Below are 23,624 nucleotides of genomic sequence, written 5' to 3' on the forward strand. Positions count from 1 at the left end.
CCTCCTCCTCTCGCTGTCTTTCCATCTTTATGTTCTAGGCATGCCTACTTCGCATCGTACCAGGTACGTCCGTCACTGACGTCCACCTTAAGCGGCACGTTGAGGGACAGCGCACTCTCCATCACTTCTGGCACCAGCTTGCGCATGACCTCCAGCTCATTTTCTGGCACTTCAAATACAAGCTCATCGTGCACCTGCAAAAGCATGCGGCTAGCGAGACCTTTCTCCTCGATTGCCTCTTGCATGCGAATCATCGCCAGCTTGATCACATCTGCTGCAGTACCCTGGATCGGCGTGTTCATTGCGGTACGCTCAGCAAACGAACGCAGGTTGAAGTTGCTGCTGCGAATATCAGGCAGGTAGCGGCGACGGTTCAACAAGGTCGTCACATAACCATCCGCCTTCGCCTGCTGGACGATCTCATCCATCCAGCGCTTCACACCGGAGAAGACATCAAAGTAGCGCTCAATGAAGTCGCCAGCTTCTTTGCGGGTAATATTGAGGTTTTGCGACAGACCGTAGTCGCTGATGCCGTATACGATCCCGAAGTTGACCGCTTTGGCCTGACGGCGCATCAGCGAGGTCACTTCTTCCTCACTCACACCAAATACGTCCATGGCGGTGCGGGTATGAATATCCATTCCTTTTTGGAAGGCGTCAATCAAGTTCTCGTCTTGCGAAATGTGGGCCAAAATCCGCAGCTCAATCTGGGAATAGTCGGCCGCCAGCATGTACCAGCCGTCCTCCGACGGGATAAACGCCTCGCGAATCTTGCGTCCTTCTTCCATGCGGATCGGGATGTTTTGCAGATTCGGGTCCGTACTGGACAGTCGCCCTGTCGCCGTAGTTGCCTGGTTGTAAAGCGTATGCACCTTGCTCGTCTTCGTATGGATTTCCTTGGTCAAGCCCTCAATATACGTAGAGCGGAGCTTGCCGAGCTGACGGAAGGTCAGGATCGCATCGATAATCGGATGATACGGGGCGAGCTTCTCCAATACATCTGCACTGGTAGAAGGCCCTGTTTTGGTCTTTTTCAATACAGGCAGAGACAAGCGGTCAAACAAAATCTCACCCAATTGCTTCGGCGAGTTGATGTTGAACTCCCCACCTGCCAGCTCGAAAATCTGTTCTGTCAGACCCGCGAGCTTTTTGTCCAAGTCTTCCCCCATTTGCACGAGGCGCTCACTGTTTACCTTCACGCCTTGCTTTTCCATGAGTGCCAGTACCATACTCAGCGGGGCTTCCAATTCTCCGAGCAGCTTTTCCATTTCGTTTTCCGCCAGCTGCTCGCGCAAGACAGGCACGCTCTGCCAGATGGCTGCCGCTTTATGCGCCACATGCTCGCTCAGCACGTCCATTTCAGGAACAAGACGCTTGGCACCCTTGCCGTACACCTCTTCATCTGACAATACCCGTGTCTGTGCGTATTGGGCCGCAATGCTATCCAAAGTCGGGTTGCTCTCAGCCGCATTCAGCAGGTAAGAAGCGAGGTACACATCAAAGCTGATGCCTTTTATCCCCAAATCATGCCAAGCGAGTCCAACCGTGTCTCGCTTGCCGTCAAATACCCACTTCTCCTTCGCCGGATCAGCCAGCCACTCACAGAGCGCCTTCCATTCCTTGGCTACGTCCCACGGAACGAACATCACCGTGTCATCCGCAGCCAGTCCAATCCCAAGGAATGGCGCATGATGATAGTTTTCCCCGTCCATTTCGATGTAAAGAGCCATTGGCGAAGTCAGCTTGGACTCGAACGCTGCTTTGTTTTCCTCTGAAATCCTCTCAAACGAAAACGGCTTGGCGTCTGCTTGTCCGCTTCCATCTGCTGGCTGTGCCACTTTGATCTTCGACAAGAGCGATTTGAACTCCATCTTTTTAAAGAACTCGCTGAGAGGTACACCATCATAGCCTTCATAGCCAGTCTCTTGCACATCCAGCTCCACAGGCGCTTCACGCAAAATGGTTGCCAAGGCTTTGCTCATGTTCGCCTTGTCTACATTCTCACGCAGGTTCTCTTGCAGCTTTTTGCCCGAGACTTTATCGATGTTTTCCAGTACTTGCTCAACAGAGCCATATTCGTGCAGCAGCTTCAGAGCAGTTTTCTCTCCGACACCAGGGACACCTGGAATGTTATCGGACGAATCGCCCATCAAGCCTTTCAGATCAATTATTTGCAGCGGCTTAAGGCCGTATTTTTCGTGAATTTCTTGCGGAGTGTACAACTCGATTTCGCTGACTCCCTTGCGCGTCAAAGCAACGGATACATGCTCGGACACGAGCTGCAGCATATCTTTGTCTCCGGTAATGACAGTCGTTTTCCAAGCTTGCTCATCTGCCTGCTTCGTCAACGTACCGATAATGTCATCCGCCTCGTAGCCTTCCAGCTCGAAGCGTTTGATTGAGAAGGCATCCAACAGCTCCCGAATCAGTGGAAACTGTTCAGACAGCTCCGGCGGAGTTTTGCTGCGTCCCCCTTTGTACTCTGCATACTCGCTATGGCGAAACACGACTTTTCCCGCGTCAAAAGCAACCATGATATGCGTTGGCTTCATTTCCTCCAACACTTTTAACAGCATAGTCGTAAAGCCCAGCACTGCGTTCGTATGCAGTCCTGCCGATGTGGACAATAAAGGAAGCGCATAAAACGCCCGGTTCGCAACACTGTTTCCATCAATCAACACAAAATGACTCAAGGAATTCGACCCCTCTCGTTACAAAACTACTATCTTTAATCGTAACATAGGGCAAACAACAAACCAAGCCGTAGATATGGCGGGTAAAGAACAAGCTGATTGAACAGACTATGAAAAAAATGGACAAGGAAGGTGATTCGATGAATTGGAGGAAATCGCTTCCTCTCTTGCTCGCATTATTTCTATCCTTTGGCTCGTTGCCAGTAACGGCGACCCCTAGTGTGGAGCCCAAACCCGCTGAAAAAAAGCTGATCGCATTTGTCATCGATGATTTCGGAAACAACATGCAGGGGACAGAGGAAATTTTATCGATGCCCGTCCCTCTGACAATCGCCGTCATGCCGTTTCTGCCAAGCACGAAGCAGGATGCAGAGCTCGCCCATCAAAAAGGTCATGATGTCATCTTGCATATGCCGATGGAGCCGATGAAAGGAAAACGCTCCTGGCTTGGTCCCGGTGCCATTACGGCTGATCTGTCCGACGAAGAAATTCGCAGTCGCGTCGAGAAAGCGATTGACGATGTGCCTCACGCGATTGGCATGAACAATCATATGGGCTCAAAAATAACGGCTGACGAGCGGATCATGCGCATCATCATGAAAGTGGTCAAAGAACGCGGGCTGATCTATTTGGACAGCAAAACGACCGACAAGAGCGTTGCAGGTAAGGTTGCAGCTGAAATGGGCGTGCCTTTTGCAGAAAATCTCTATTTTCTCGATGATATCTATACGGTCCCCCATATTACGAAGCAAATGGAAAAGATCTGCCAAAGAATCGGAAACCATCCGATCTGCATCGCGATTGGTCATGTTGGACCTCCTGGCAAGAAAACAGCCTCCGTTCTGCGCCAGTACATCCCGCGAATTCAGAAGGAGGCCGAATTTGTAACCATTTCAAAGCTTATCCAGCAAACTGCCCATTAATTTTCGCCACCAGCTCTCCTCAACACTCGCCTCCGTTTGCTTATTTCCCGACAACTTTACGTATTCGCTCACGGCTTCTGTAATGGCCTGAGCGATTTTTTCTTGTGTTTTGGGATTCGTCAACATTTCGCGGTCCTGCGCGTTGCTGATAAAGCCCATCTCCACGATGACAGACGGACAGTAGTTATGACGGAGCATGTAGTACGTCTTTCCCCTGACTGGCTTTTCGTTGGTTCCTGTAAGCTTGTTCAGCGAGTTTTGCAGCAGCTCTGCCAACAGGTAGCTCTCTTCTGTGTTTTGATGCAAAATAATCGCGCCCCTGCGCCGCGTACTGGGTGACCAGTTTACATGCAAGCTGAGCATCATCTGTGGACCGATTTCTTTTGCCAAGTTTTTGCGCTGTGCCAAGTCTCGTATATGCCGCGATCGGTTGTCCAACCAACGATTGTCATCACTCAGGGCAACATCCTTGTTCCGATTCAAAGCCACCGTGTATCCGGCTGCTGTCAATTGCTGATACAGTCGTTTGGCAATTTGCAGATTGATGTCTTTTTCGTGTAAATCCCCATAAGAAGTACCCGAATCTACCCCTCCATGGCCAACATCAATCAAAATATGAAACGAGGTGAGCGGCAAGGCCTCGCTTCGCGTCGGGATACAAATGAGGATAAGCATGAAAGCAGCGATACGGAAAATAGCCAGTAAGTTTCTCATGCCAGTAGGATAACCTGATTGAAAAGAAACCTTTCAAAGGGCGGGGTACACATAACATTGTGAATTTTTTAATCCAACTGTACAATTACAATAATGAAATATGACCTTACCTGCATAAGAAGGTGTACAAATGAATCAATCTTTGGAAAAACCGTTATTCCCCCCGTATTTGGCTCTCTTAATCGGGGTGATCGCCATTTCCTCTTCTGCGATCTTTGTAAAGCTATCGGATGCGCCTGCTCCGATTATCGCTACGTATCGCCTGATTTTTTCCGTTCTCTTAACGCTTCCTTTTTTATTCTGGAATCGTGGCGCCCTTGCAGAGATTGGAAAAATGTCCAAAAAAGTGTGGCTACTCTGTATTTTATCCGGAGCCTTTTTGGCAAGCCACTTTCTGTTGTGGTTTGAATCGCTGAACTACACGTCTGTAGCCAGTTCTACTGTGCTCGTTACCTTGCAGCCCTTATTTGCATTCATCGGCGGCTATTTCTTTTTTGGTGAAAAAATTCGATTTCTGGCTCTATCTGGCGGCTTGCTGGCGATTGCGGGAAGCTTCGTGATTGGCTGGGGAGATTTTCAAGTAGGCGGCATGGCTTTATGGGGAGATTTCCTCGCATTGATGGGAGCAGTTACTGTGACGGGCTACTGGCTGGTCGGGCAGTACGTTCGCCAGCATATGTCCTCTTTTGCCTACACAATTGTCGTTTATACGGCCACCAGCGTGATTCTGGTCGCCTATGATCTGGCTCTCGGGTATTCGCTCGTCGGTTACCCTGCGTCGGATTGGGGCTGGTTCTTCTGTCTCGCCCTGTTCCCGACCTTACTTGGACATTCTATTTTTAACTGGATTATTAAATGGCTCAATACGACGACGATATCCATGGGGATTTTGGGAGAACCGATCGGGACTGCGATTCTCGCTTACTTCATCTTGGGTGAAGTGGTAACGCCTCCGCAATGGATTGGCGGCTTGATCATTATCGCAGGCATTTATGTGTTCATTCGTTTTAACCAACCTGCTAAAGGAGTGTCCTCCATTGAACAAGCAACCGGAGAACCGAAAAAGCTTGCGTGAATTCGTCAAGGGACTGAACATTTGGGCGAAGATTGGCTGGACAATTCTTCTTGGCTACATCGTAGGACGGATTTTGTACTGGTTATTTAAAATAATGACCTAACAGCAAAAGGGGCAATTCCAAAGAAGTCTTCGATAAGACTTGCGGAATTGCCCCTTGCTATTAGGCTGTCGCCTTCTCGGTTGCGGGTATCTCTTGCTTTTTTTTCGGCTTTTTATGCAGGAAGTACAGAAGTGGAATCGAGAGGACAATAGGAATAACGGAGACGAGGAAAGTATCCCCGATACCTTGGACCAACGATTCTTTTGCCATCATTCCGTACAAAATCGTGCTGGCTCCCCCAGTCGCACTCGCCGCATCTACCCCTACTTGTGCATACATTCCGGAAATGCCACTGATAAACTGCATCGCCATATCCGTATTCAAGTTTTCAGAGATTGAAGCCATGTGAAAATTTTGACGCGCCTGCATGATCACGGTCAAAATCGCAATGGCAAACGAGCTCATAACCTGACGCAAGACGTTGGACAGCGGAGAAGCATCCCCCACACTTGCACGCGGAACAGCGTTCATCCCTACCGTAGACAGCGTCATCATACACAATCCGATCCCAATCCCGCGAATGGTCAAGATCATATCGATCCATGAGTGCATGCTGTCAGCAGATAGATTGTGCAGTTCATACGTCGTGACGCTCATGATGGTCAAGCCGATCAACCCAATCGGTCCGATCCCGTATTTATCCATCAGCTTTCCGCTGATTGGCATCATGATCGCCATGGCAATCGATTGCGGCATCAGCAGGATTCCAGACTCCATCGCCGTCAATCCCTGAATGTTCTGGAGGAAAATCGGCATCAGGAAGATACCGCCCATCATCCCCATCATGACGAAGCCAGAAGTCAAAATGCTGATAGTAAAGGTAGGAATCTTCAAAAGCCGCAAATCGAGCAGCGGACTTTCCTTCCCCAGCTCGACCCAAACAAACAGGATCAAGCTCATCACGGCAATGAAAAACAGACTGACGATGAAAAAGGAGGTCCAACCCTCTGCTTGCCCTTTACTTAAGGCGAGCAGCAGCGTCCCGAAACCGACGATAGCGAGAAATGCTCCCATAAAGTCGAACTTCAGCTCTGGCTTTTTCGGCGTTTCCTTGAGCAGAACGATACTCATGATCACCGCAAAAATACCAAAGGGTACACCGACCAGAAAAAGAAATTGCCAGCTTAAAAATTCGATGAGATATCCACCTAATGTCGGGCCCAGCGCAGGGGCTGTCATGGAAGCAATCCCGAATATCCCCAATGCCATGCCGATCTTTTCACGCGGAACAATCATGTAAATCATCGACATCCCGATTGGCATGATCATCCCCCCACTGACACCTTGCACGACGCGAAAGGCAATCAGCGAAGAGTCACTCCACGCCAAGGCACAAAGGATAGACGAAAAAGTAAACGCGGATAAGGAGAATACAAATATTTTTTTCGCCCCGAATTTGGCGGACAACGAGCCGCTCATCGGAATCATGACGGCGTTTGCCAGCATATATCCGGTCAATACCCACTGCATGGTCTCTGTGGTCGAACCAAAAATATTGACCATGGCTGGCAGGGCAACGTTAATCAAACTATTGTTCAGAATCGCAACGAAGGTTCCTGAGAGGATTGCGAGAAGAGACAGCCACATGCCGCCGTTCCCGCTTTTCTCCTCTCGGTGTGCCACCGCTTCCGCCATGTGTCATCACCCCCGTTAGTTTGCGATCACCTTGCTGCCCTCGGACAGTTTGTCTGTCGGGTTCAGCACAATTTGATCATTGTCTTTGACGCCATTCGTGACAGTTGTCCATTCGCCGCTTGCGTTCTCTACCGCAACTTCCACCTGGTGTACAACGTTGTCGTCTACGGTATAGACGTAATGCTTGCTGTCCTTTTCCAGCACGGCTGAAGTCGGCAATTTTGTTCCTGGCGTTGCCTGACCTTGGAGCATGACCTCTGCTACCATACCTGCGCGCAGCAAGCCGTCCTTATTATTTACTTTCACTTTGACTGGGAAAGAACTGCTGTTGGCATCCGAAATCGGAGAGACAAACTCAACGGTACCTTTCAGCACTTTGCCCCCCAGACTGCCTACCTTCACATCAACGCTAGAGCCGACCTTCACTTGGTTAATTTGGTTTTCCGGTACGCTTGCTTCTACTTTGACATCTGCCATATTCACAAGCACCATGAGAGGCGTCCCCGCTGCTGCCATTTCTCCCGGATCAACCGAGCGCTTGGCGACGATACCTGTGATTGGCGCACGAATAATGGTATTGTCATAATTGCTTTTCGCCAGCTCCAGATTGGAGCCCAAACGGCTTACTTCTGCTTGCAGAGCCGCTACCGTGTCAGCAGTTGGGCCGGCTTTTGCCAGATCGTATTGGGCTTGCGCCTGTTCAAGACCTGTGCGTGCTTTTTCCAAATCCAACGAAGATTTCTCCAACTCCGCTTGGGACAATGCCCCTGCATCAAACAATGCTTTCATTCGATTGTAATTGCTCTCGACCACCTTCAGGCTGGCTTCTGCCTGCGTGACAATACTTGCAAGCTGCGTCAGTTGCTCATTGCGCGCACCTGCTTTTGTATCTCTCAGCTTTGCCTGAGCGCCAGCAATGGCTGCCTGTGCCTGGTTGATCTGCTGCTGATAATCGGCTGCCTCCAGCTTGACCAGAACATCGCCTTGCTTGACGATTGCGCCTTCTTTTGCATTCACGCTCGCTGCTTTTCCAGATACTTTAGAAACGACTTGGATCTCCTCAGATGCTGCCACCTTACCATTGGCGATGACACCCGTAGAGGCCGAGGTCACCTTCCACGTCTTCACGACAGGGACGTTCTCGCTCGTTTGCGATGCAGAAGATGTCTCGCTACAGCCCGCCGTAATCAGCGAAACGGCCGCCATGACTGCAGCGATTGTTTTCCATTGTGCTGTCTTTTTCATGCTTGATTACATCTCCTTCACGTGCACTTTGATCTCGGCATTCAATCCGGCCACGAGGTCCAGACCGGCTGTGTCATCTATGGCGATTTTGATCGGAATACGCTGGGTTACCTTGGTGAAGTTCCCGCTCGTATTGGTCGCTGGCATCAAGGAAAATGTAGAATTCGTCGCCTTTCCGATCTCCATCAAATGACCGCCCAATTTCTTACCTGGGTAAGCGTCAAGCGTAAAATCGACTTTTTGGCCGAGTTTCAACCGTTCGATCTCAGTCTCTTCCAAATTGGCGGAGATGTACAATTTGCTTTCGTCAATTACGAGAGCTACCGATTGCCCTGTCGAAACAATCTCTCCCTCTTTTGCTTGCGTTTTAATCACGGTACCTGTAATGGGGGAGCGCAACACGCTGTTTTCCAGCATCGTCGTTGCTACGTTAGTTGTATCCTGCTGTCCTACGATTTGATCCGCTATAACGGTGTCGCCTTCTTTGACAGCGAGTCCGGTCAGTTTGCCTGTCATTTTTGGCATAACGCGATAAATGTCTCCCGTAATCCGGGCATCTTGTGTGGTCACATAATGCGCACCTTGATACCAATAGTAGTAACCGATTCCTCCACCACCTGCCACGAACAGGAGCAAAATGACATACAAAACCAGTTTTCGCTTCATGGTTTCTCCTCAACTTTCTCGTTCTTCTAGTTTCGCAATCAATGTTTCCATCGACTGAATAATGATGTCTAAATCCTCATCGGAAAATCCATGGAAAATACGCTTGTAAAAGTTCTCTGAGAAAAAATCAACCTTTGCGAACAGCTCGGAAATCTTCGGTGTTTTACGAATCCAGACAACACGCCGGTCATTCTCATCACGTACACGTTCTACGAGTTGTTCACGTTCCAAACGATCAATGATGCCAGAAACGGTGCTGTACGATAAGTCTACGGCTTTGCTTATCTGACCGATCGTTTTGGGATCAGGATGTATTTCTCGAATGACCATTAGCTGCGGGACAGTCACACCATATTGGGACAGTTCTTTTGTGGCCATCGTGCCAAATGTCTTGTTCAACCGTTTTAACAAGTCCCGAATATGCAGTGATTTATTCATAGCGCACTCCTTTCTTAAGTAATATTTCGTGTACGAAATTTATCACATGAAAACTATACGATGTTTTTCTTTCCGTGGCAACTATTTCTTTAGGTTAAACTTTAACTAGGCAACCTTTTAAGAGCGTGCGTTAAGTCGGGCTGTCGTGATGGGGCGGAAACAGGAGAAAACGCTCCAGCTTCTAGGGCCACCCGCTGTGGGATTGACTGCCCGACTCCATGCAAAAAGCGAAACCGCGTCCAAAGTGGTCCATTCAGGATGTGTTTCAGAGGTGGACGCTTAAAGTCGTGTTTCGCTTTTTGCATTCCGTCTCGGTCGGCGTCCCTAAGATCTTCGCTTATTTCTCCTGTTTCCTCTACGAGCTTTCCGTGTTAACCGGGTCTTAAATACCTGAAGAGATGGAAGAATGTAGTCAGTTACGACAGAGAAGAATATTTCCAGACGTAGCGACTTGGGGAGTCCTACCGAGCGGAGAAGGGATTTGCGGGCAAAAGAAACGCAACGTGCCCCTACGTCGAAGCGGCTACCACTTTTGCGTTTCCCCGCAAAACCCTTCGGAGCGGACAGTCTTAGCCCTCAGCAGGACGGAGCCTGGAGCCTAGACTGGAAATATTCTTCTCCCCACCGCAGCCTCGTACGCAAGCCATAAAAAAACCGACACCCCCAACTTATCTCTAAGGGCTTGCCGGCTCATTTTCATTCAAAATAGATGGAGCATCCGGTGCTTCCTCAGGAGTCGTGCGGCGCACGCTTGGTACATTTCTTGGCTCATGCTCAATTTCTGGAAAAGAGTGAACCGTCACGTACATGCTTCCGTTACTCGCGATCGCACGGATCAAGACAGGATAGGCGTATTTGTTTTGAAACACAAAATCAGGGCCGTACCAGCTCACTGTTGCATCGCGGCCAGGTGGTACATAGGCTACGTTTCGACTGTGGGAATAGCGTTGCATAATATGCAGACCTGCCTTGTCTACTGCATTGAACAAGGTAGACGATACTTGGCAAATTCCTCCCCCGATGCCTTCCGACAGCTCTCCCCTGACAATAATGGGCGCCTGCAAATACCCTTTTTCTTTTGTACGCTTGCCCACGACCTTATTAAAAGAAAAGATTTCTCCTGGCAATACCACGTAATTGTTAATCGCCTGCGCGGCGAGCTTGATGTTGTGTACACGATTTCGGTTGCCTGCATTGAAATAGGTCGCATATTGTCCGATCCTTTTTTTCCGAACCTGACTGATAAGAGCTTTGTCTACCTTCGGGAATACCTCTTTGTAGCTGACATTCATGCTTGCGGCTCCCGCACCGTAAAAATAATCGTAGAACCGTGTGCGAAATGCCAGGTCATCTAACCTTCTTCCCTTGGTTTCTGGAACAATGGCCCCTGCGTTATTTATCGTCGCATTGATGGGCTCGATGTACGCTTTTTTCGCCAACTCTTCCACCATTCGCGCAAGCTTGCTTTCATCGACCAAAGGAACACCATCAAAGGGAAGAGAATAATCAGCCCGATTGAGAATAGCTACCGTCTTGTCCTCCATCTCTATCTGCAAAAAATTCGTTGGGTCGAGGGGATTGATTAACAGTAACAGAGCCAACGTCATAGCAAAACCCATCCGGCTGCTCACCTCCATTCTCCAACAACGATCATCTTCCGTTATTGTAGTATGAGCAGTCGAACGGGTTTCATTCCACGACTTGAATACGATTAGCTCATCTTCGTCAGTCTGCTGACAATTGCTTGCGTAACTGCCTTGAGACGCTGCTGGTCGACCGCTTCCTGGTAAGCATTGTTCAACTGGTCGCGCAGCTCTTTGGCAGCGAGAAGATTCGCCGTTGCTTCTTTCACTTTTTGCTTATATCTTACCTGAATATCCATTAATTCTTCTTCATATACCTCATCTGTGCCAGGTTCAATTGCCCGTTCATACATATCGATAACCTCATCTGTAACTTTGCTTGGAAAATACTCATGAGGTGCGGTGCTGTCAAAAATAGCGAGGCCCTTCTCAGGAACAATGACCATATCAAGGCTGTGCGGGTCAAGTCCACAGTGGTACACTTCCACGTCAAAGCCGCGTGTTTTGGCTTCCTCCACCAACTTTTTCAGCATAGTGGACTTGCCAGAGCCTGGTCTGCCCTTGATAAAGTAACGCTTCTCCAAATGGTCGGTCAGCTTCATGATATGATCTACGGGCCCCTGTGGCGTCGCTGCCCCCAAATACATACGCCGTACCTTTGCTTTCTTTTCCAGTTGCTCCTCTCCGAAGAACAAGGCTTTTACTTCTTCCGTGACGCTATTGGCTTCTTCTCTGTTGAGGTGCTCAATGTAGGGAGCCTCCCACTCATCGTGGATGCGCAGCGCCTCGCCAAAAGCTTGATATGCCTCTTCACTCTTCCTAAAAATCTCTTCGTACCAACTGGCAATCTGGTCTTTGTAATCCACCAGCTGATCAACGTTGACCATCGACTGCAAATTGACCTGAATTTCCTTTACACCCGGAGAAGCGGGTCTCCAAATCCGGGGATAGCTTCCATCCATGATCGCCACTTTATACTTGGGAAAAATAACACCATCAAACTGCCCATTCACAAAAGGCGAATGAATCCACTCCACTTCATCTGTCTCTCGTGCTATTTGATTGCCAATCGCCTCTATGAGCGGTGAGGTAATTCCTTCCACTGTCCCTGTCAAAATATAGACGCGCTCCAATCCTTCCAATACGGAGTCATAAAACGTCTTGTATCCTCGCGCAGTATTCCCTGCGGCATATATATGGCGGACTTTTGTGGTCATAGCCTTTCCCTCCTGTACTTCTTCTAGCTGCCATTGAATCGATGTATTGTATGCACAAAAGGGAGAATAGGCGTCTGTCTACAACCGTGAAAAAAACCGCTGTCAGCTAATATTCATAGCTCACAGCGGCTCTTTGCCATTCGGGTATTATTTATTCAAATCCGTCATTTTACCAGTAGACATATAAATAATCCATTCGCAGATGTTCGTAACATGATCGGCAATCCGTTCCAAATATTGCGCGACCAAGAGCAAATGCGTTCCTTGCGAAATGGCCTGACTGTTTTTCGTCATCAATTCAATCAAATCATGGAAAATCGTGGAGTACAGTTTATCTACAATGTCGTCGCGTGCGGCAATCTCTTCAGCCGCATCTTTGTTGCGTGCAATATACGCATTTAAGCAATCGCGGACCATAGCCTTGACGTGATCAGCCATCATCGGAATATCGATGAGGGGTTTCACGTACGGGTCCGCCATCAAGCGTCGGGTCGTCTTGGCAATGGAAACGGCATGATCACCCATTCGCTCCAAATCCGTCACCAGCTTCAACATGGTTCCCAAGCGACGCAAGTCACCTCCGACTGGCTGCTGCAGTGCAATGAGACGGAAGCAATCGCTCTGTATTTCTTGCTCCAACTCATTGATCACAGGATCGCTTGCGATAACCTGTTCAGCCAGTTCAACATCCCGCTCAACCAGACTCTTAATGGATTTATGAATGGCTTCTTCCACCAATGTGCCCATCGTCATGAGCTTGCGGTGCAGTACATCCTGCTGTTCTTCAAAAGCGTGCCGTGACATTTCCCTCTTCCCCCTTCTTTTGTCTGACATGTCAAATGGTACAAGGCGATTGTATTGTAGAAGTAAAGCTACTATTTTGTTTGTGTAAATGTTTTTGCAGTTGTTTTTAGGTAAGGGGAAGTGTAACTGTGAAGGTTGTCCCTCTTCCTTCCTTGCTCTCCACGCTGATATGTCCGTGCAAATTTTCCACGAGATGCTTCACAATGGCGAGGCCCAAACCTGTTCCACCTGAATCGCGGCTGCGCGCCTTGTCTACACGATAAAACCGCTCAAAGATACGGGTGAGATCCTTTTCCGGAATGCCGATCCCAGTATCCATAACTTGAATGGTGATGTTTTCGTTGTCTGCTTCTGTCTTGACGTTGATTTTTCCACCTTCGGGCGTATAGGCGATCGCATTCGTCAACAAATTCAAGATGATCTGCTGCAAACAATCCTTGTCCGTCATCAGCCAAATATCTGGCTTCGGTGAAGGGAGCGTGATCGTCAATTCCTTGCGCTGTGCCTGGTCATGCATGATGGCAACTGCCGAACTGATCAAATCTTGCAAGTGAACCTTACTCAGATGCAATGGGATTCGCTTTTGCTCGATTTTGGACAGGTCCAAAATATCGCGGATCATTCGGTAGAGCCGCTCGCTCTCATCCGAGATGATTTGCAGGAAGTTGCGACATGTTTCCTCGTCCTGCATCGCCCCTTCAAGCAAGGTCTCCGTGAAGCCCTTGATCGAGGTAATCGGCGTGCGTAGCTCATGCGATACGTTAGCTACGAAGTCACTGCGCATCTTCTCCAAGCGGCGAATGTCGGTGATGTCATGCAGCACCACGACCACACCCCTCGACTCCCCCTTGAAGTTAATATAGGGAGCAAAATTCACGTCAAGGATGCGTTCCTGCGGGTAATAGATGTGCACCTCTTGACGGAACTTCTCGCTTCTGTCGAGGCACCTGTCGATATATTGGCTGAGCCCAAAGCTCTTGCCTGCCTCGATATGCAGCTTCCCTACGATCTCATGTCCAGCGGTCCCCAACAGCTTTTCAACGGCTGGATTGACCAGCATGATCCGACGTTGCTCTGAAATGAAGATCACGCCACTCGTCATATTGGTCAGTACCCCTGCCAGGCGTTGCTGATTCTCTGAGATTTCGTACATCTGCTGCTCCAGGCTCGATGCCATGAAGTTGATCGCGCCTGCAAGCTGACCGATCTCATCCTTTGCTTTGATTCTCACACGGCTCTCGTATTGGCGCTGCGTAATGTTGCGGGCTACCCGGGTGATCTCCTCGATCGGACGAATAATGGAAAAGGAAATGCGGGAAACGACAATCGATCCGACTACCAAAGTAACCAATAAACCGGTGAGCAAGCTGTACCACATTTTGTGGATCGTATCGGTAATATCTTTCATCGACATCGCTGAACGAACGACACCGAATATTTCGTTGTTCAGTTCAACAGGTACTGCAACGTACATCATGTCATAACCGAGCGTCTCACTGAAACGGCGGGAAATCCCTGTTTCTCCTTTTAACGCTGCCATCATCTCCGGTCGGTCATAGTGGTTTTCCATCTCTTCCGGGTGGGAGGAGTTGTCGTACATCACCTGACCATCCTTGTTGATAATGGTGATCCGTACTTCATCCGTTGGCGCTACTTGTGTGACCCGATCCGCTAACGTCGCCTTATCGGTAAAGACATTCGGGAAACGGACCGCCTGAGAGATGAGCTTCGACTCGCGAGACAATAGCTCATTCAGTGATTGGAGGTAGGAATTCTCCAGCACTTTGGCAAAATACATCCCCATCACCAATAGTACGAGGGAGATTAAACCCAAAATAGTCAAAGTGAGTTTGATTCGAAAGCGAGTCAAGGTAAATCCTCCGTTATCCTTCCAGTTTGTATCCTAATCCGCGAACTGTTTTGATGTATTTTGGGTTCTTCGTGTCATCCTCAAGCTTTTCGCGCAAATGGCTGACATGCACGTCCACGATTCGAGAGTCCCCGATAAAATCGTAGTTCCAAACAGCGTTCAACAATTGATCACGCGTCAGTACACGCCCTTGGTGACTCGCTAAATAGTTAAGCAGCTCGAATTCCTTTGGCGTCAGCTCAACTTTGACGTCTTTACAGAACACCTCGTACTTCTCCGGGTAGATGCGAATATCCCCAAATTGGAGCAACACCTCTTGAGGCGCTGTAGTCGCTTCTGGTGTGTTCTGAAACCGCCGCAGAATGGCTTTCACACGGGCAATGACTTCTCTCGGGCTAAACGGCTTTGTCAAATAATCATCGGCACCAAGCTCAAGCCCCAAAATCTTGTCGAGCTCATCATCTTTCGCTGTAAGCATCAAGATCGGCGTATTATTGCGTTCCTGGCGCAAGGTTTTGCATACGTCCATTCCATCCATCTTGGGAAGCATCAAATCAAGAATGATAAAATCAGGCTGCTCGCTCTTCACCATTTCCAAGGCCTGTTTACCGTCAAAAGCAGTTACGACCTGAAATCCTGATTTTTCAAGATTAAATTGCAATAGCTTAACAATGGAAGCTTCGTCATCCACTACCAATACTTTAATCATCTGTCTGATTCCCCCTAGCGTTGCAATGCTTGCGCTCGATTTTCTAACCTACGTCCCCTGAAAAATACTTCTCTCTACAATACTCAGTCTGCCAATGCTCATTGCGGAAAACAAGTAATTTTTTTGTAAAGACATGCTGTTGGGCACATAGAACATAGTTGCTTTGCAATAGTATTCCTCTTTTAGGTAAAGGTATCTACTTTAAAAATCCTTGTTGTCTTCTGGCTGTTGTGGTCGGGTGAAGCCCTGCCACATGTTTTCCAGTCGCCTGTATCCTCCCTTCGTTCGGGCGGTCTCCTTCCAAACATGTGACAGTGCTTTCGTACAGCTGTGGATGTATGTATTGCTTTTACTACGTTTTGCAAGTGGACTCAAAGAAATTTTCCAGAGATTAAACGTATTAACCCACACGTTTTTTCCTTGAGCGCTTTTTGTAAATAGCCAAAAGCTGCGTAGAAGAAGCGAATTTCCAGTCCAAGCGCCTCTGGAGGCCATCTCAGCGTAGGAATAAATGGCGGAGAATTTCAGCTTCACTCATGGACTACCTCCTCGAAACATCTACGTTTGAAGCGCTCCCGCCATTTATTCCGAAGCGGACAGTCAATCCCCCTTGCGGGTCGGAGGCCGAAGCGCAGACTGGAAATTCGCTTCTTCCCCCCACTAGAGCCACTTTGACAAGAAAAAGACGCCTTCCCAAAGAAAGGCGTCTTACATGTATTGATCTTATTTCAAAACAGCCATTACGCTGCGTACGGAGTCAGCAGATTTGTCGAGCGCTGCTTTCTCTTCGGCAGTCAGATCCAATTCGATCACTTTTTCGATCCCGTTTGCGCCGAGCAGAGTCGGTACACCCAGGTAGAGATCGTTGTAGCCGTACTCTCCTTGCAGAAGAGCGATGGATGGCAGAATGCGTTTTTTGTCCTTGATGATGGCTTCAGCCATTTGTACCAAGGAAGCCGCAGGTGCATAGTAAGCGGAACCGTTCCCCAGCAGGTTTACGATCTCGCCGCCGCCCTTGCGGGTACGCTCTACGATCGCATCCAGACGGTCTTTCGGGATTAATTTTTCCAATGGGATACCACCAGCATAAGAGTAGCGAACCAATGGAACCATGTCATCACCGTGACCACCCAAAACGAAACCCGTTACGTCTTCTACAGATACGTTCAACTCCATAGCCACGAAGGTACGGAAACGAGCTGTATCCAGAACGCCGGATTGACCGATTACGCGCTCTTTTGGAAAGCCGGACGTTTTGAAGAAGGTGTACGTCATCGCATCAACTGGGTTGGACAGTACGAGCACGATAGAGTTAGGTGCATATGTTTTTACTTGCTCTGCAACAGATTTCATAATACCAGCATTGGTGTTAACCAGGTCATCGCGGGACATGCCAGGCTTGCGGGCAATACCTGCTGTGATGATGACGAGATCAGCATCTTTGATGTCTTCATAGTTCGCAGTACCTGTGATGTTTGCATCAAAGCCTAATACTGGCGAGGATTCCATCATATCGAGCGCTTTACCTTTTGTTGGGTTTTCCAGTTGCGGAATGTCAACCAATACTACGTCGCCCAGCTCTTTTTGCCCCAAAATGAATGCAGTTGTTGCACCAGTGAAGCCACTACCGATAACAGCGATTTTTTTACGGTTGAATGCCATGAACTATTCCCCTCCAAAAATGTAAGTGTAAAAATTTGTACCCAAATCTATCTTACATGTTTTGAATCAGAGCGTCAGCAAACTCGGAGCATTTCAGTTCTTGTGCGCCTTCCATCAGACGAGCGAAATCGTATGTTACAGTTTTCGCGGAGATGGTTTTTTCCATGGAGTTGATGATCAAATCAGCTGCTTCGTTCCAGCCCAGGTGACGCAGCATCATTTCTCCGGACAGGATCACGGAGGATGGGTTTACTTTGTCCAGACCAGCGTATTTCGGAGCTGTACCATGAGTTGCTTCGAAGATCGCATGGCCAGTCAGGTAGTTAACGTTTGCACCTGGAGCGATACCGATACCGCCTACTTGTGCAGCCAGAGCGTCGGAGATGTAGTCACCATTCAGGTTGAGGGTTGCTACTACATCGTACTCAGCTGGACGAGTCAGGATTTGTTGCAGGAACGCGTCAGCTATAACATCTTTTACGATGATTTTGCCAGCTGCTTCTGCTTCTTTTTGAGCTTTGTCAGCGTCGCCGCCTTCAGCTTTGATGCGATCGTATTGTGCCCAAGTGAATACTTTGTCGCCGTATTCTGCTTCAGCCACTGCATATCCCCAAGTTTTGAACGCACCTTCCGTGAACTTCATGATGTTACCTTTGTGTACGAGGGTAACAGATTTGCGGTTGTTGTCGATCGCGTAGTTGATCGCTGCACGAACCAGACGCTCTGTACCATCTTTGGAAACAGGCTTGATACCGATACCAGAAGTTTCTGGGAAGCGGATTTTCTTCACGCCCATTTCGTTTTGCAGGAAGTCGATTACTTTTTTCACTTCTGGAGTGCCTTCAGCCCACTCTACACCAGCGTAGATGTCTTCAGTGTTCTCGCGGAAGATTACCATATCAGTCAATTCAGGTTGTTTCACTGGAGATGGAACGCCATCGAAGTATTGAACAGGACGTACGCAAGCATACAGATCCAGCTCTTGACGCAGTGCTACGTTGATAGAACGGATACCGCCGCCTACTGGTGTAGTCAAAGGACCTTTGATTGCGATCAGGTATTCACGAACTGCAGTCAGCGTATCTTCTGGCAGCCACTCGCTGTATTGGTTGAAGGATTTTTCACCTGCGAATACTTCGAACCAAGCGATTTTCTTCTCGCCTTTGTAAGCTTTTTCTACAGCTGCATCCAGAACGCGAACGGAAGCTTTCCAAATGTCAGGGCCAGTACCGTCACCCTCGATGAAAGGAATGATCGGATTGTTTGGAACTACCAGTTTACCGTTATCCACAGTAATTTTTTCGCCTACAGTTGGTTGCGTCAGGTTTTTAAACACAAAAAATCCCTCCAGTGTTATATATATTTGGTGATTATGAATATTTCCAGACGTAGGAGAACTACCACTCACTTGTGGTAGTTCTCAAGCTTGCGCTCAGGAGCGATCAGCTTGGCTGACCACCTGCCCTCCACGCTCGAAAATAGCGAATTCTTAGCGGCGGTCAATTGGAACGTAGTGTTGGTTGACCGGACCGGTGTAATCCGCGCGAGGACGGATCAGACGATTATTTTCATACTGTTCCATGACATGTGCTGTCCAACCGGACATACGGCTGATAGCAAAGATCGGTGTGAACAGGTCCGTTTCGAGGCCGAGAGAAATGTAAACAGATGCGGAGTAGAAGTCAACGTTTGGCTTCAATCCTTTTTCACCGGAAATCATTTCATCGATCTTCACAGACATCTCAAACAGCTCAGGGCGACCGATTTGGGCGGTCAGTGCTTTGGACATTTCTTTCAGCCATTTCGCACGTGGGTCACCGTCTTTGTATACACGGTGTCCGAAGCCCATGATTTTTTCCTTGTTATCCAGCTTGGTGCGGATGTAGGATTCTACGTTAGCCATGCCGCCAATTTCGTTAAGCATCTTCGCTACTGCTTCATTGGCGCCGCCATGCAGAGGGCCTTTGAGCGTACCGATTGCAGACACGATACCGGAATAAATATCAGTCAAGGTCGCAACAGTTACGCGAGCAGAGAATGTAGATGCATTAAACTCATGGTCAGCATGCAGGATCAGAGCAACGTCAAACGCTTTTACTGCCGTTTCTGTTGGCTCTTGGCCTGTGAGCATGTAGAGGAAGTTTTGTGCAATCGTAAAATCAGCACGTGGAGCTACTGGCTCCAGACCTTTACGCATACGCTCGTAAGCAGCGATCAAGGTAGGAGTTTGTGCCATCAGACGGATAGATTTCCGATAGTTGGCTTCTGGAGACATATCTTGCGCTTCTGTGTCGTAGAGCGCTAGCGAAGAGACAGCTGTGCGCAACGCCGCCATTGGGTGCACGCCTTTTGGATAGTGGCGAATGCTTTCCAGCACTTCTTGAGCCACTGCTGCATTTTCACCCAATTGTTTTTTCAAAGCGTCTAGCTGATCACGCTTCGGTAACGCTCCATGCCAGAGCAAATATACAACCTCTTCAAAAGTTGCATGTTCTGCCAGCTCATCGATGTTGATCCCGCCATAGCAAAGAACCCCATCGACGATCGAACAGATGGATGATTGAGCGGCAACAACGCCTTCAAGTCCACGAGTAGTTGTCATAGAACTCCCTCTCCTTTTCCACTCAAGTAGTAGTACTTATCTAGTCTTCGCTTGTCCGCCATGACTGATAAACGACCTGATCCCGTTCAAAAAGGCGACTTTTTGAACAACCTATCTATGAAATTATAAGCAGCGGTTTCTTTCATCCACCACTCTTGACAGGGAATGTATCCACGCAAATCCTCACAAGGCCATACATGAAAATGACGCTCGTGAAAGGGGAGAGGCGAGAGAAAAGAATCCACTAAGACGACCCAATTATAAAAGATTATTGCGATTTTGTGAATAAGGTTGGCGAAAAAATGTTTCGAAGGGTGAAACGGAGTTTTGTTTTTTCGCGATTCTTGCTCCACCTATCAGGCATGCTGCATAATAGAAACATCAGTATTTTGTTCGCACCTTCGCGGCGGAAAGGAGAAATCGTTTGAATCAGGAAAACTGGGTAGAGCGCCTCTTTCAAATCATTCGATTGTTATGGGTTTGCCTGCTTGTCTATGTAGGGATTTGGGTATTCCAACATGCAACACCCTTACTGTACCCATTTATAATCGCTTTAATCATTGCGCTCATCATCAACAAGCCAGTCACGTTTATGACCAGAAAGTTCAGGATTCCACGCTGGCTTTCCGTCATTATCGCGCTCTTGGTTTTGATGCTGCTCGCTGGTGGAGTGGTCACACTGATTATCACGGAAACGGTCGTGGAAATCGGAGAGTTGGCCAAACGCTTGCCAGTCGTTGCACAGGAACTGGCCCATTATTTGCAAACTACGATTTCTCAAGACTTTTTAATGGGGCTGTACAATCAGATTCAGTGGTTTTATGATCAGCTTGATCAAGGATATCAAGAAAAGCTCGCCAGTACGGTAGGCAGCGCGATCTCGACCATCACGAATGTCGGACAGGACTTGATCGTCAAATTCCTGGATGGATTGAAAAATCTGCTTGTCTCACTCCCAAATATGGCGACAGTTTCCGTCATTTCCATCATGGGCGCCTTCTTTATCTCCAAAGATTTTGCACTTTGGGAAGCACGGGCTCGCCGTCTTTTGCCAAAAGGAGTTAACAGCCGTCTCGATCAAATTTTTATCGATTTGCGCAATGCCTTGTTCGGATTCGTCAAGGCACAGCTTACTCTCATCTCCTTAACCGCTGCCATCGTGATTATTGGTCTGTTGTTCATGCGTGTGGAATACGCGATTACGATTGGCTTGATCACGGGCTTGGTCGATCTCTTGCCTTATCTTGGCACAGGAACCGTCTTCGTCCCTTGGATCATCTACATGTTTTTCAAAGGCAATTACGGGATGGTCATCGGCTTGTCCATTTTGTACGGGATCGTTTTGATTTTCCGTCAAATTATTGAGCCAAAAGTCGTTGCAGAAAACGTCGGTCTCGACCCGCTCCTCACGCTGGTCGCACTGTTTGTCGGCCTCCAGCTGTTCGGATTCCTGGGATTGATTATCGGACCTGTTTCCCTCGTTATGATCAATGCTCTGGTAAAAGCCAACGTCTTTGTCGATGTATGGGGCTACATCCGCGGGAAGAAAACCTGACCCAACGTAAAAAGAACCGCTTGCGAGCAGCTTGTCACACAGCTCGAAGCGGTTCTTTTTTATTGGGGAAATCTGTACTAACGGCGAAAAAACAATTGAACACGACCGGACGAAATGAGGTTCCACAGCCAGCGCTTCAACAGATGACGGATAATCATCCGTGTGTACGGGATGAGGAAGACCAGTCCGATCACATCCGTGACGAACCCAGGCAACAAGAGCAAAATGCCACCGATCAAAATCAAAACACCATCGATGAGCGAATCCGTAGGCATTTGCCCACGCCCCAGCTGGTGTTGGACCATCCGGAATACTTGCATGCCCTGCTGCCTAGCAAGCCAAGCTCCCAAAATCCCCGTGAGAATGACGAGCACGACCGTATTCCAGCCGCCAATCCATGACCCAATGGTAATAAGCCCCCAAAGCTCTAATCCAAACGCAACGACAAACAGAATGGCAAAAAAGCGGAACATGCCTATTCCCCTCCTTTATGCTGGGAGTCCAACCAATCGTATATGTCAGGCTCCGCTCGCGACAAGCGAATCGGTCTCAGAGCTGTGTTGGTAAATACATGCATCGTCTCTCCTGAGACCAACAGCTGTTGGTCAGACAATCTAACAATCTCGTAGGCAAAAGTGAGACGGACAGGACTGATCTCTTTTACTCTCGTCCGTATTTCTACCTCATCGTCATAGCGGGCGGGCTGTTTATAAGAGATGTTGGCATCTGTAACAGGCAGAAGTACGCCTTTTTCCTCCAGCTCACGGTAGGTGATCCCCGCATGGCGAATCAGCTCTGTTCTTCCTACTTCAAACCAGTTCAAATAATTCGTATGGTAGACCACACCCATCTGATCGGTTTCGCCATAGCGGACGCGCAATCGATGGGAATGAATAATGGGAGTCATTTTGGATCGCTCCTTTCTCTATAGAATGATTGTACCATAGACCCTGTACGTGGCTGTAGTGGTGGGGAGGAAACAGGAGAAAACGCTCAGATTCTAGGGCCACCCCCTGGGGGATTGACTGCACGACTCCATGCAAAAAGCGAAACCGCGTCCAAAGTAGTCCATTCATGATGTGTTTCAGAGGTGGCCGCTTAAGAGCGTGTTTCGCTTTTTGCATTCCGTCTCGGTCGGTGTCCCTAAGATCTTCGCTTTTTTCTCCTGTTTCCTCTACGAGCTTCTAGTGTTAGACGGGTTTTTAAAGTCTTAAAAGATTGAAAAATCACATCTGTCACGGCAGAGAAGAATATTTCCAGACGTAGCGACTTGTGGAGTCCTACCGAGCGGAGAAGGGATTCGCGGGCAAAAGAAACGCAACGTGCCCATGCTACGTAGCGGCTACCACTTTTGCGTTTCCCCGCGAATCCCTTCGGAGCGGGCAGTCTTGCCCCCCAGCAGGACGGAGCCTGGAGCCTAGACTGGAAATATTCTTCTCTCCACCTCAGCCACATAACAAGAGGATAAAGTTGCTGTTATGGTGGGGAGCAAACAGGAGAAAACGCTCAGATTCTAGGGCCACCCGCTATGGGATTAACTGTCCGGCTCCATGAAAAAAAGCGAAACCCGCGTCCAAAGTGGTCCATTCAAGGGGTATCTCAGAGGTGGACGCTAAAAGCTTGTTTCTCTTTTTTTCATTACGCCTCGGGCGGTGTCCCTAAGATCTTCGCTTTTTTCTCCTGTTTCCTCTATGAGCTTTCCGTGTTAAACGGGTTTTAAAAGCCTTAAAAGAATGAAGAAGGTAGTCAGTTACGCTAGAGAAGAATATTTCCAGGCGTAGCGACTTGTGGAGTCCTACCGAGCGGAGAAGGGATTCGCGGGCAAAAGAAACGCAACGTGCCCATGCTACGTAGCGGCTACCACTTTTGCGTTTCCCCGCGAATCCCTTCGGAGCGGGCAGTCTTGACCCCCAGCAGGACGGAGCCTGGAGCCTAGACTGGAAATATTCTTCTCTCCACCTCAGCCACATAACAAGAGGATAAAGTTGCTGTTATGGTGGGGAGCAAACAGGAGAAAACGCTCAGATTCTAGGGCCACCCGCTGTGGGATTGACTGTCCGTCTCCATGAAAAAAAGCGAAACCCGCGTCCAAAGTGGTCCATTCAAGAGGTATCTCAGAGGTGGACGCTA

The 23,624-nt window shown here is 48.6% G+C and carries 20 protein-coding genes; 4 read left to right on the forward strand and 16 right to left on the reverse strand.

The window, feature by feature from the left end:
- Positions 1 to 44: 44 nt before the first annotated feature.
- On the reverse strand, positions 45 to 2,693 hold the full coding sequence (gene polA / locus FB479_RS08265) for a DNA polymerase I (protein WP_106654626.1): 2,649 nt from the start codon (positions 2,691 to 2,693) through the stop codon (positions 45 to 47).
- 110 nt (positions 2,694 to 2,803) lie between these two features.
- On the opposite strand from polA, the gene FB479_RS08270 reads away from it, so the two are divergent.
- Positions 2,804 to 3,616 carry a divergent polysaccharide deacetylase family protein gene (locus tag FB479_RS08270; RefSeq protein ID WP_106654625.1) on the forward strand — a complete coding sequence of 271 codons (813 nt, stop codon included), beginning with the start codon at positions 2,804 to 2,806 and terminating at the stop codon, positions 3,614 to 3,616.
- Here the strand turns inward: FB479_RS08270 and FB479_RS08275 are convergent.
- Positions 3,587 to 4,330 carry an N-acetylmuramoyl-L-alanine amidase family protein gene (locus FB479_RS08275; RefSeq protein WP_142064099.1) on the reverse strand — a complete coding sequence of 248 codons (744 nt, stop codon included), beginning with the start codon at positions 4,328 to 4,330 and terminating at the stop codon, positions 3,587 to 3,589. The genes FB479_RS08270 and FB479_RS08275 overlap by 30 nt on opposite strands.
- A gap of 130 nt (positions 4,331 to 4,460) precedes the next feature.
- Here FB479_RS08275 and FB479_RS08280 point away from each other — a divergent pair, with 130 nt between their 5' ends.
- Positions 4,461 to 5,405, forward strand: a complete 945-nt coding sequence (locus FB479_RS08280) for a DMT family transporter (protein WP_142064102.1) — start codon at positions 4,461 to 4,463, stop codon at positions 5,403 to 5,405.
- Positions 5,368 to 5,508: a hypothetical protein gene (locus FB479_RS30430; RefSeq protein ID WP_164724412.1), complete on the forward strand. Its 141-nt coding sequence runs from the start codon at positions 5,368 to 5,370 to the stop codon at positions 5,506 to 5,508. Before FB479_RS08280 ends, FB479_RS30430 begins: the two co-directional genes overlap by 38 nt.
- 60 nt (positions 5,509 to 5,568) lie before the next feature.
- On the opposite strand, the gene FB479_RS08285 is transcribed toward FB479_RS30430, so the two are convergent.
- The 12 genes from FB479_RS08285 to citZ all read right to left on the reverse strand — a co-directional run bounded on the left by FB479_RS08285 (position 5,569) and on the right by citZ (position 19,939).
- The gene (locus tag FB479_RS08285; protein WP_142064105.1) at positions 5,569 to 7,143 is read right to left on the reverse strand and encodes a DHA2 family efflux MFS transporter permease subunit; all 1,575 of its coding nucleotides are present in this window, start codon (positions 7,141 to 7,143) and stop codon (positions 5,569 to 5,571) included.
- A 15-nt stretch (positions 7,144 to 7,158) separates the two neighbouring features.
- Positions 7,159 to 8,388, reverse strand: a complete 1,230-nt coding sequence (locus FB479_RS08290) for an efflux RND transporter periplasmic adaptor subunit (RefSeq protein WP_142064108.1) — start codon at positions 8,386 to 8,388, stop codon at positions 7,159 to 7,161.
- A gap of 6 nt (positions 8,389 to 8,394) precedes the next feature.
- Positions 8,395 to 9,054, reverse strand: a complete 660-nt coding sequence (locus FB479_RS08295; RefSeq protein WP_106654620.1) for an HlyD family secretion protein — start codon at positions 9,052 to 9,054, stop codon at positions 8,395 to 8,397.
- A 9-nt stretch (positions 9,055 to 9,063) separates the two neighbouring features.
- Positions 9,064 to 9,492, reverse strand: a complete 429-nt coding sequence (locus tag FB479_RS08300) for a MarR family winged helix-turn-helix transcriptional regulator (protein WP_012685124.1) — start codon at positions 9,490 to 9,492, stop codon at positions 9,064 to 9,066.
- A 674-nt stretch (positions 9,493 to 10,166) separates the two neighbouring features.
- Positions 10,167 to 11,111 (reverse strand): VanW family protein, encoded by a 945-nt coding sequence (locus tag FB479_RS08305; RefSeq protein WP_106654038.1) that lies wholly within the window; start codon positions 11,109 to 11,111, stop codon positions 10,167 to 10,169.
- Between the two features lie 92 nt (positions 11,112 to 11,203).
- The gene (locus FB479_RS08310; RefSeq protein WP_142064111.1) at positions 11,204 to 12,292 is read right to left on the reverse strand and encodes a PRK06851 family protein; all 1,089 of its coding nucleotides are present in this window, start codon (positions 12,290 to 12,292) and stop codon (positions 11,204 to 11,206) included.
- 147 nt (positions 12,293 to 12,439) lie between these two features.
- On the reverse strand, positions 12,440 to 13,096 hold the full coding sequence (gene phoU, locus FB479_RS08315; RefSeq protein ID WP_106654036.1) for a phosphate signaling complex protein PhoU: 657 nt from the start codon (positions 13,094 to 13,096) through the stop codon (positions 12,440 to 12,442).
- A 106-nt stretch (positions 13,097 to 13,202) separates the two neighbouring features.
- Entirely contained in the window at positions 13,203 to 14,966 is a 1,764-nt protein-coding gene (gene pnpS, locus FB479_RS08320) for a two-component system histidine kinase PnpS (protein ID WP_142064114.1), read from the reverse strand.
- A 13-nt stretch (positions 14,967 to 14,979) separates the two neighbouring features.
- Positions 14,980 to 15,675 (reverse strand): response regulator transcription factor, encoded by a 696-nt coding sequence (locus FB479_RS08325; protein ID WP_007725334.1) that lies wholly within the window; start codon positions 15,673 to 15,675, stop codon positions 14,980 to 14,982.
- A gap of 723 nt (positions 15,676 to 16,398) precedes the next feature.
- The gene (gene mdh, locus FB479_RS08330) at positions 16,399 to 17,337 is read right to left on the reverse strand and encodes a malate dehydrogenase (protein WP_088906346.1); all 939 of its coding nucleotides are present in this window, start codon (positions 17,335 to 17,337) and stop codon (positions 16,399 to 16,401) included.
- A 52-nt stretch (positions 17,338 to 17,389) separates the two neighbouring features.
- The gene (icd, locus tag FB479_RS08335; protein WP_106654033.1) at positions 17,390 to 18,673 is read right to left on the reverse strand and encodes an NADP-dependent isocitrate dehydrogenase; all 1,284 of its coding nucleotides are present in this window, start codon (positions 18,671 to 18,673) and stop codon (positions 17,390 to 17,392) included.
- Between the two features lie 153 nt (positions 18,674 to 18,826).
- Entirely contained in the window at positions 18,827 to 19,939 is a 1,113-nt protein-coding gene (gene citZ, locus FB479_RS08340) for a citrate synthase (protein WP_106654032.1), read from the reverse strand.
- A gap of 424 nt (positions 19,940 to 20,363) precedes the next feature.
- Between citZ and ytvI the strand changes: the two genes are divergently transcribed.
- Positions 20,364 to 21,494, forward strand: a complete 1,131-nt coding sequence (ytvI, locus tag FB479_RS08345) for a sporulation integral membrane protein YtvI (RefSeq protein WP_106654031.1) — start codon at positions 20,364 to 20,366, stop codon at positions 21,492 to 21,494.
- Between the two features lie 77 nt (positions 21,495 to 21,571).
- Here ytvI and FB479_RS08350 read toward each other — a convergent pair whose 3' ends face one another.
- Positions 21,572 to 21,967, reverse strand: a complete 396-nt coding sequence (locus FB479_RS08350) for an FxsA family protein (RefSeq protein WP_106654030.1) — start codon at positions 21,965 to 21,967, stop codon at positions 21,572 to 21,574.
- A gap of 2 nt (positions 21,968 to 21,969) precedes the next feature.
- On the reverse strand, positions 21,970 to 22,401 hold the full coding sequence (locus FB479_RS08355) for an acyl-CoA thioesterase (protein ID WP_106654029.1): 432 nt from the start codon (positions 22,399 to 22,401) through the stop codon (positions 21,970 to 21,972).
- Between the last annotated feature and the right edge of the window lie 1,223 nt (positions 22,402 to 23,624).

This window comes from Brevibacillus sp. AG162 (assembly GCF_006715575.1).
GTDB classification, from domain to species: Bacteria; Bacillota; Bacilli; order Brevibacillales; family Brevibacillaceae; genus Brevibacillus; species Brevibacillus brevis.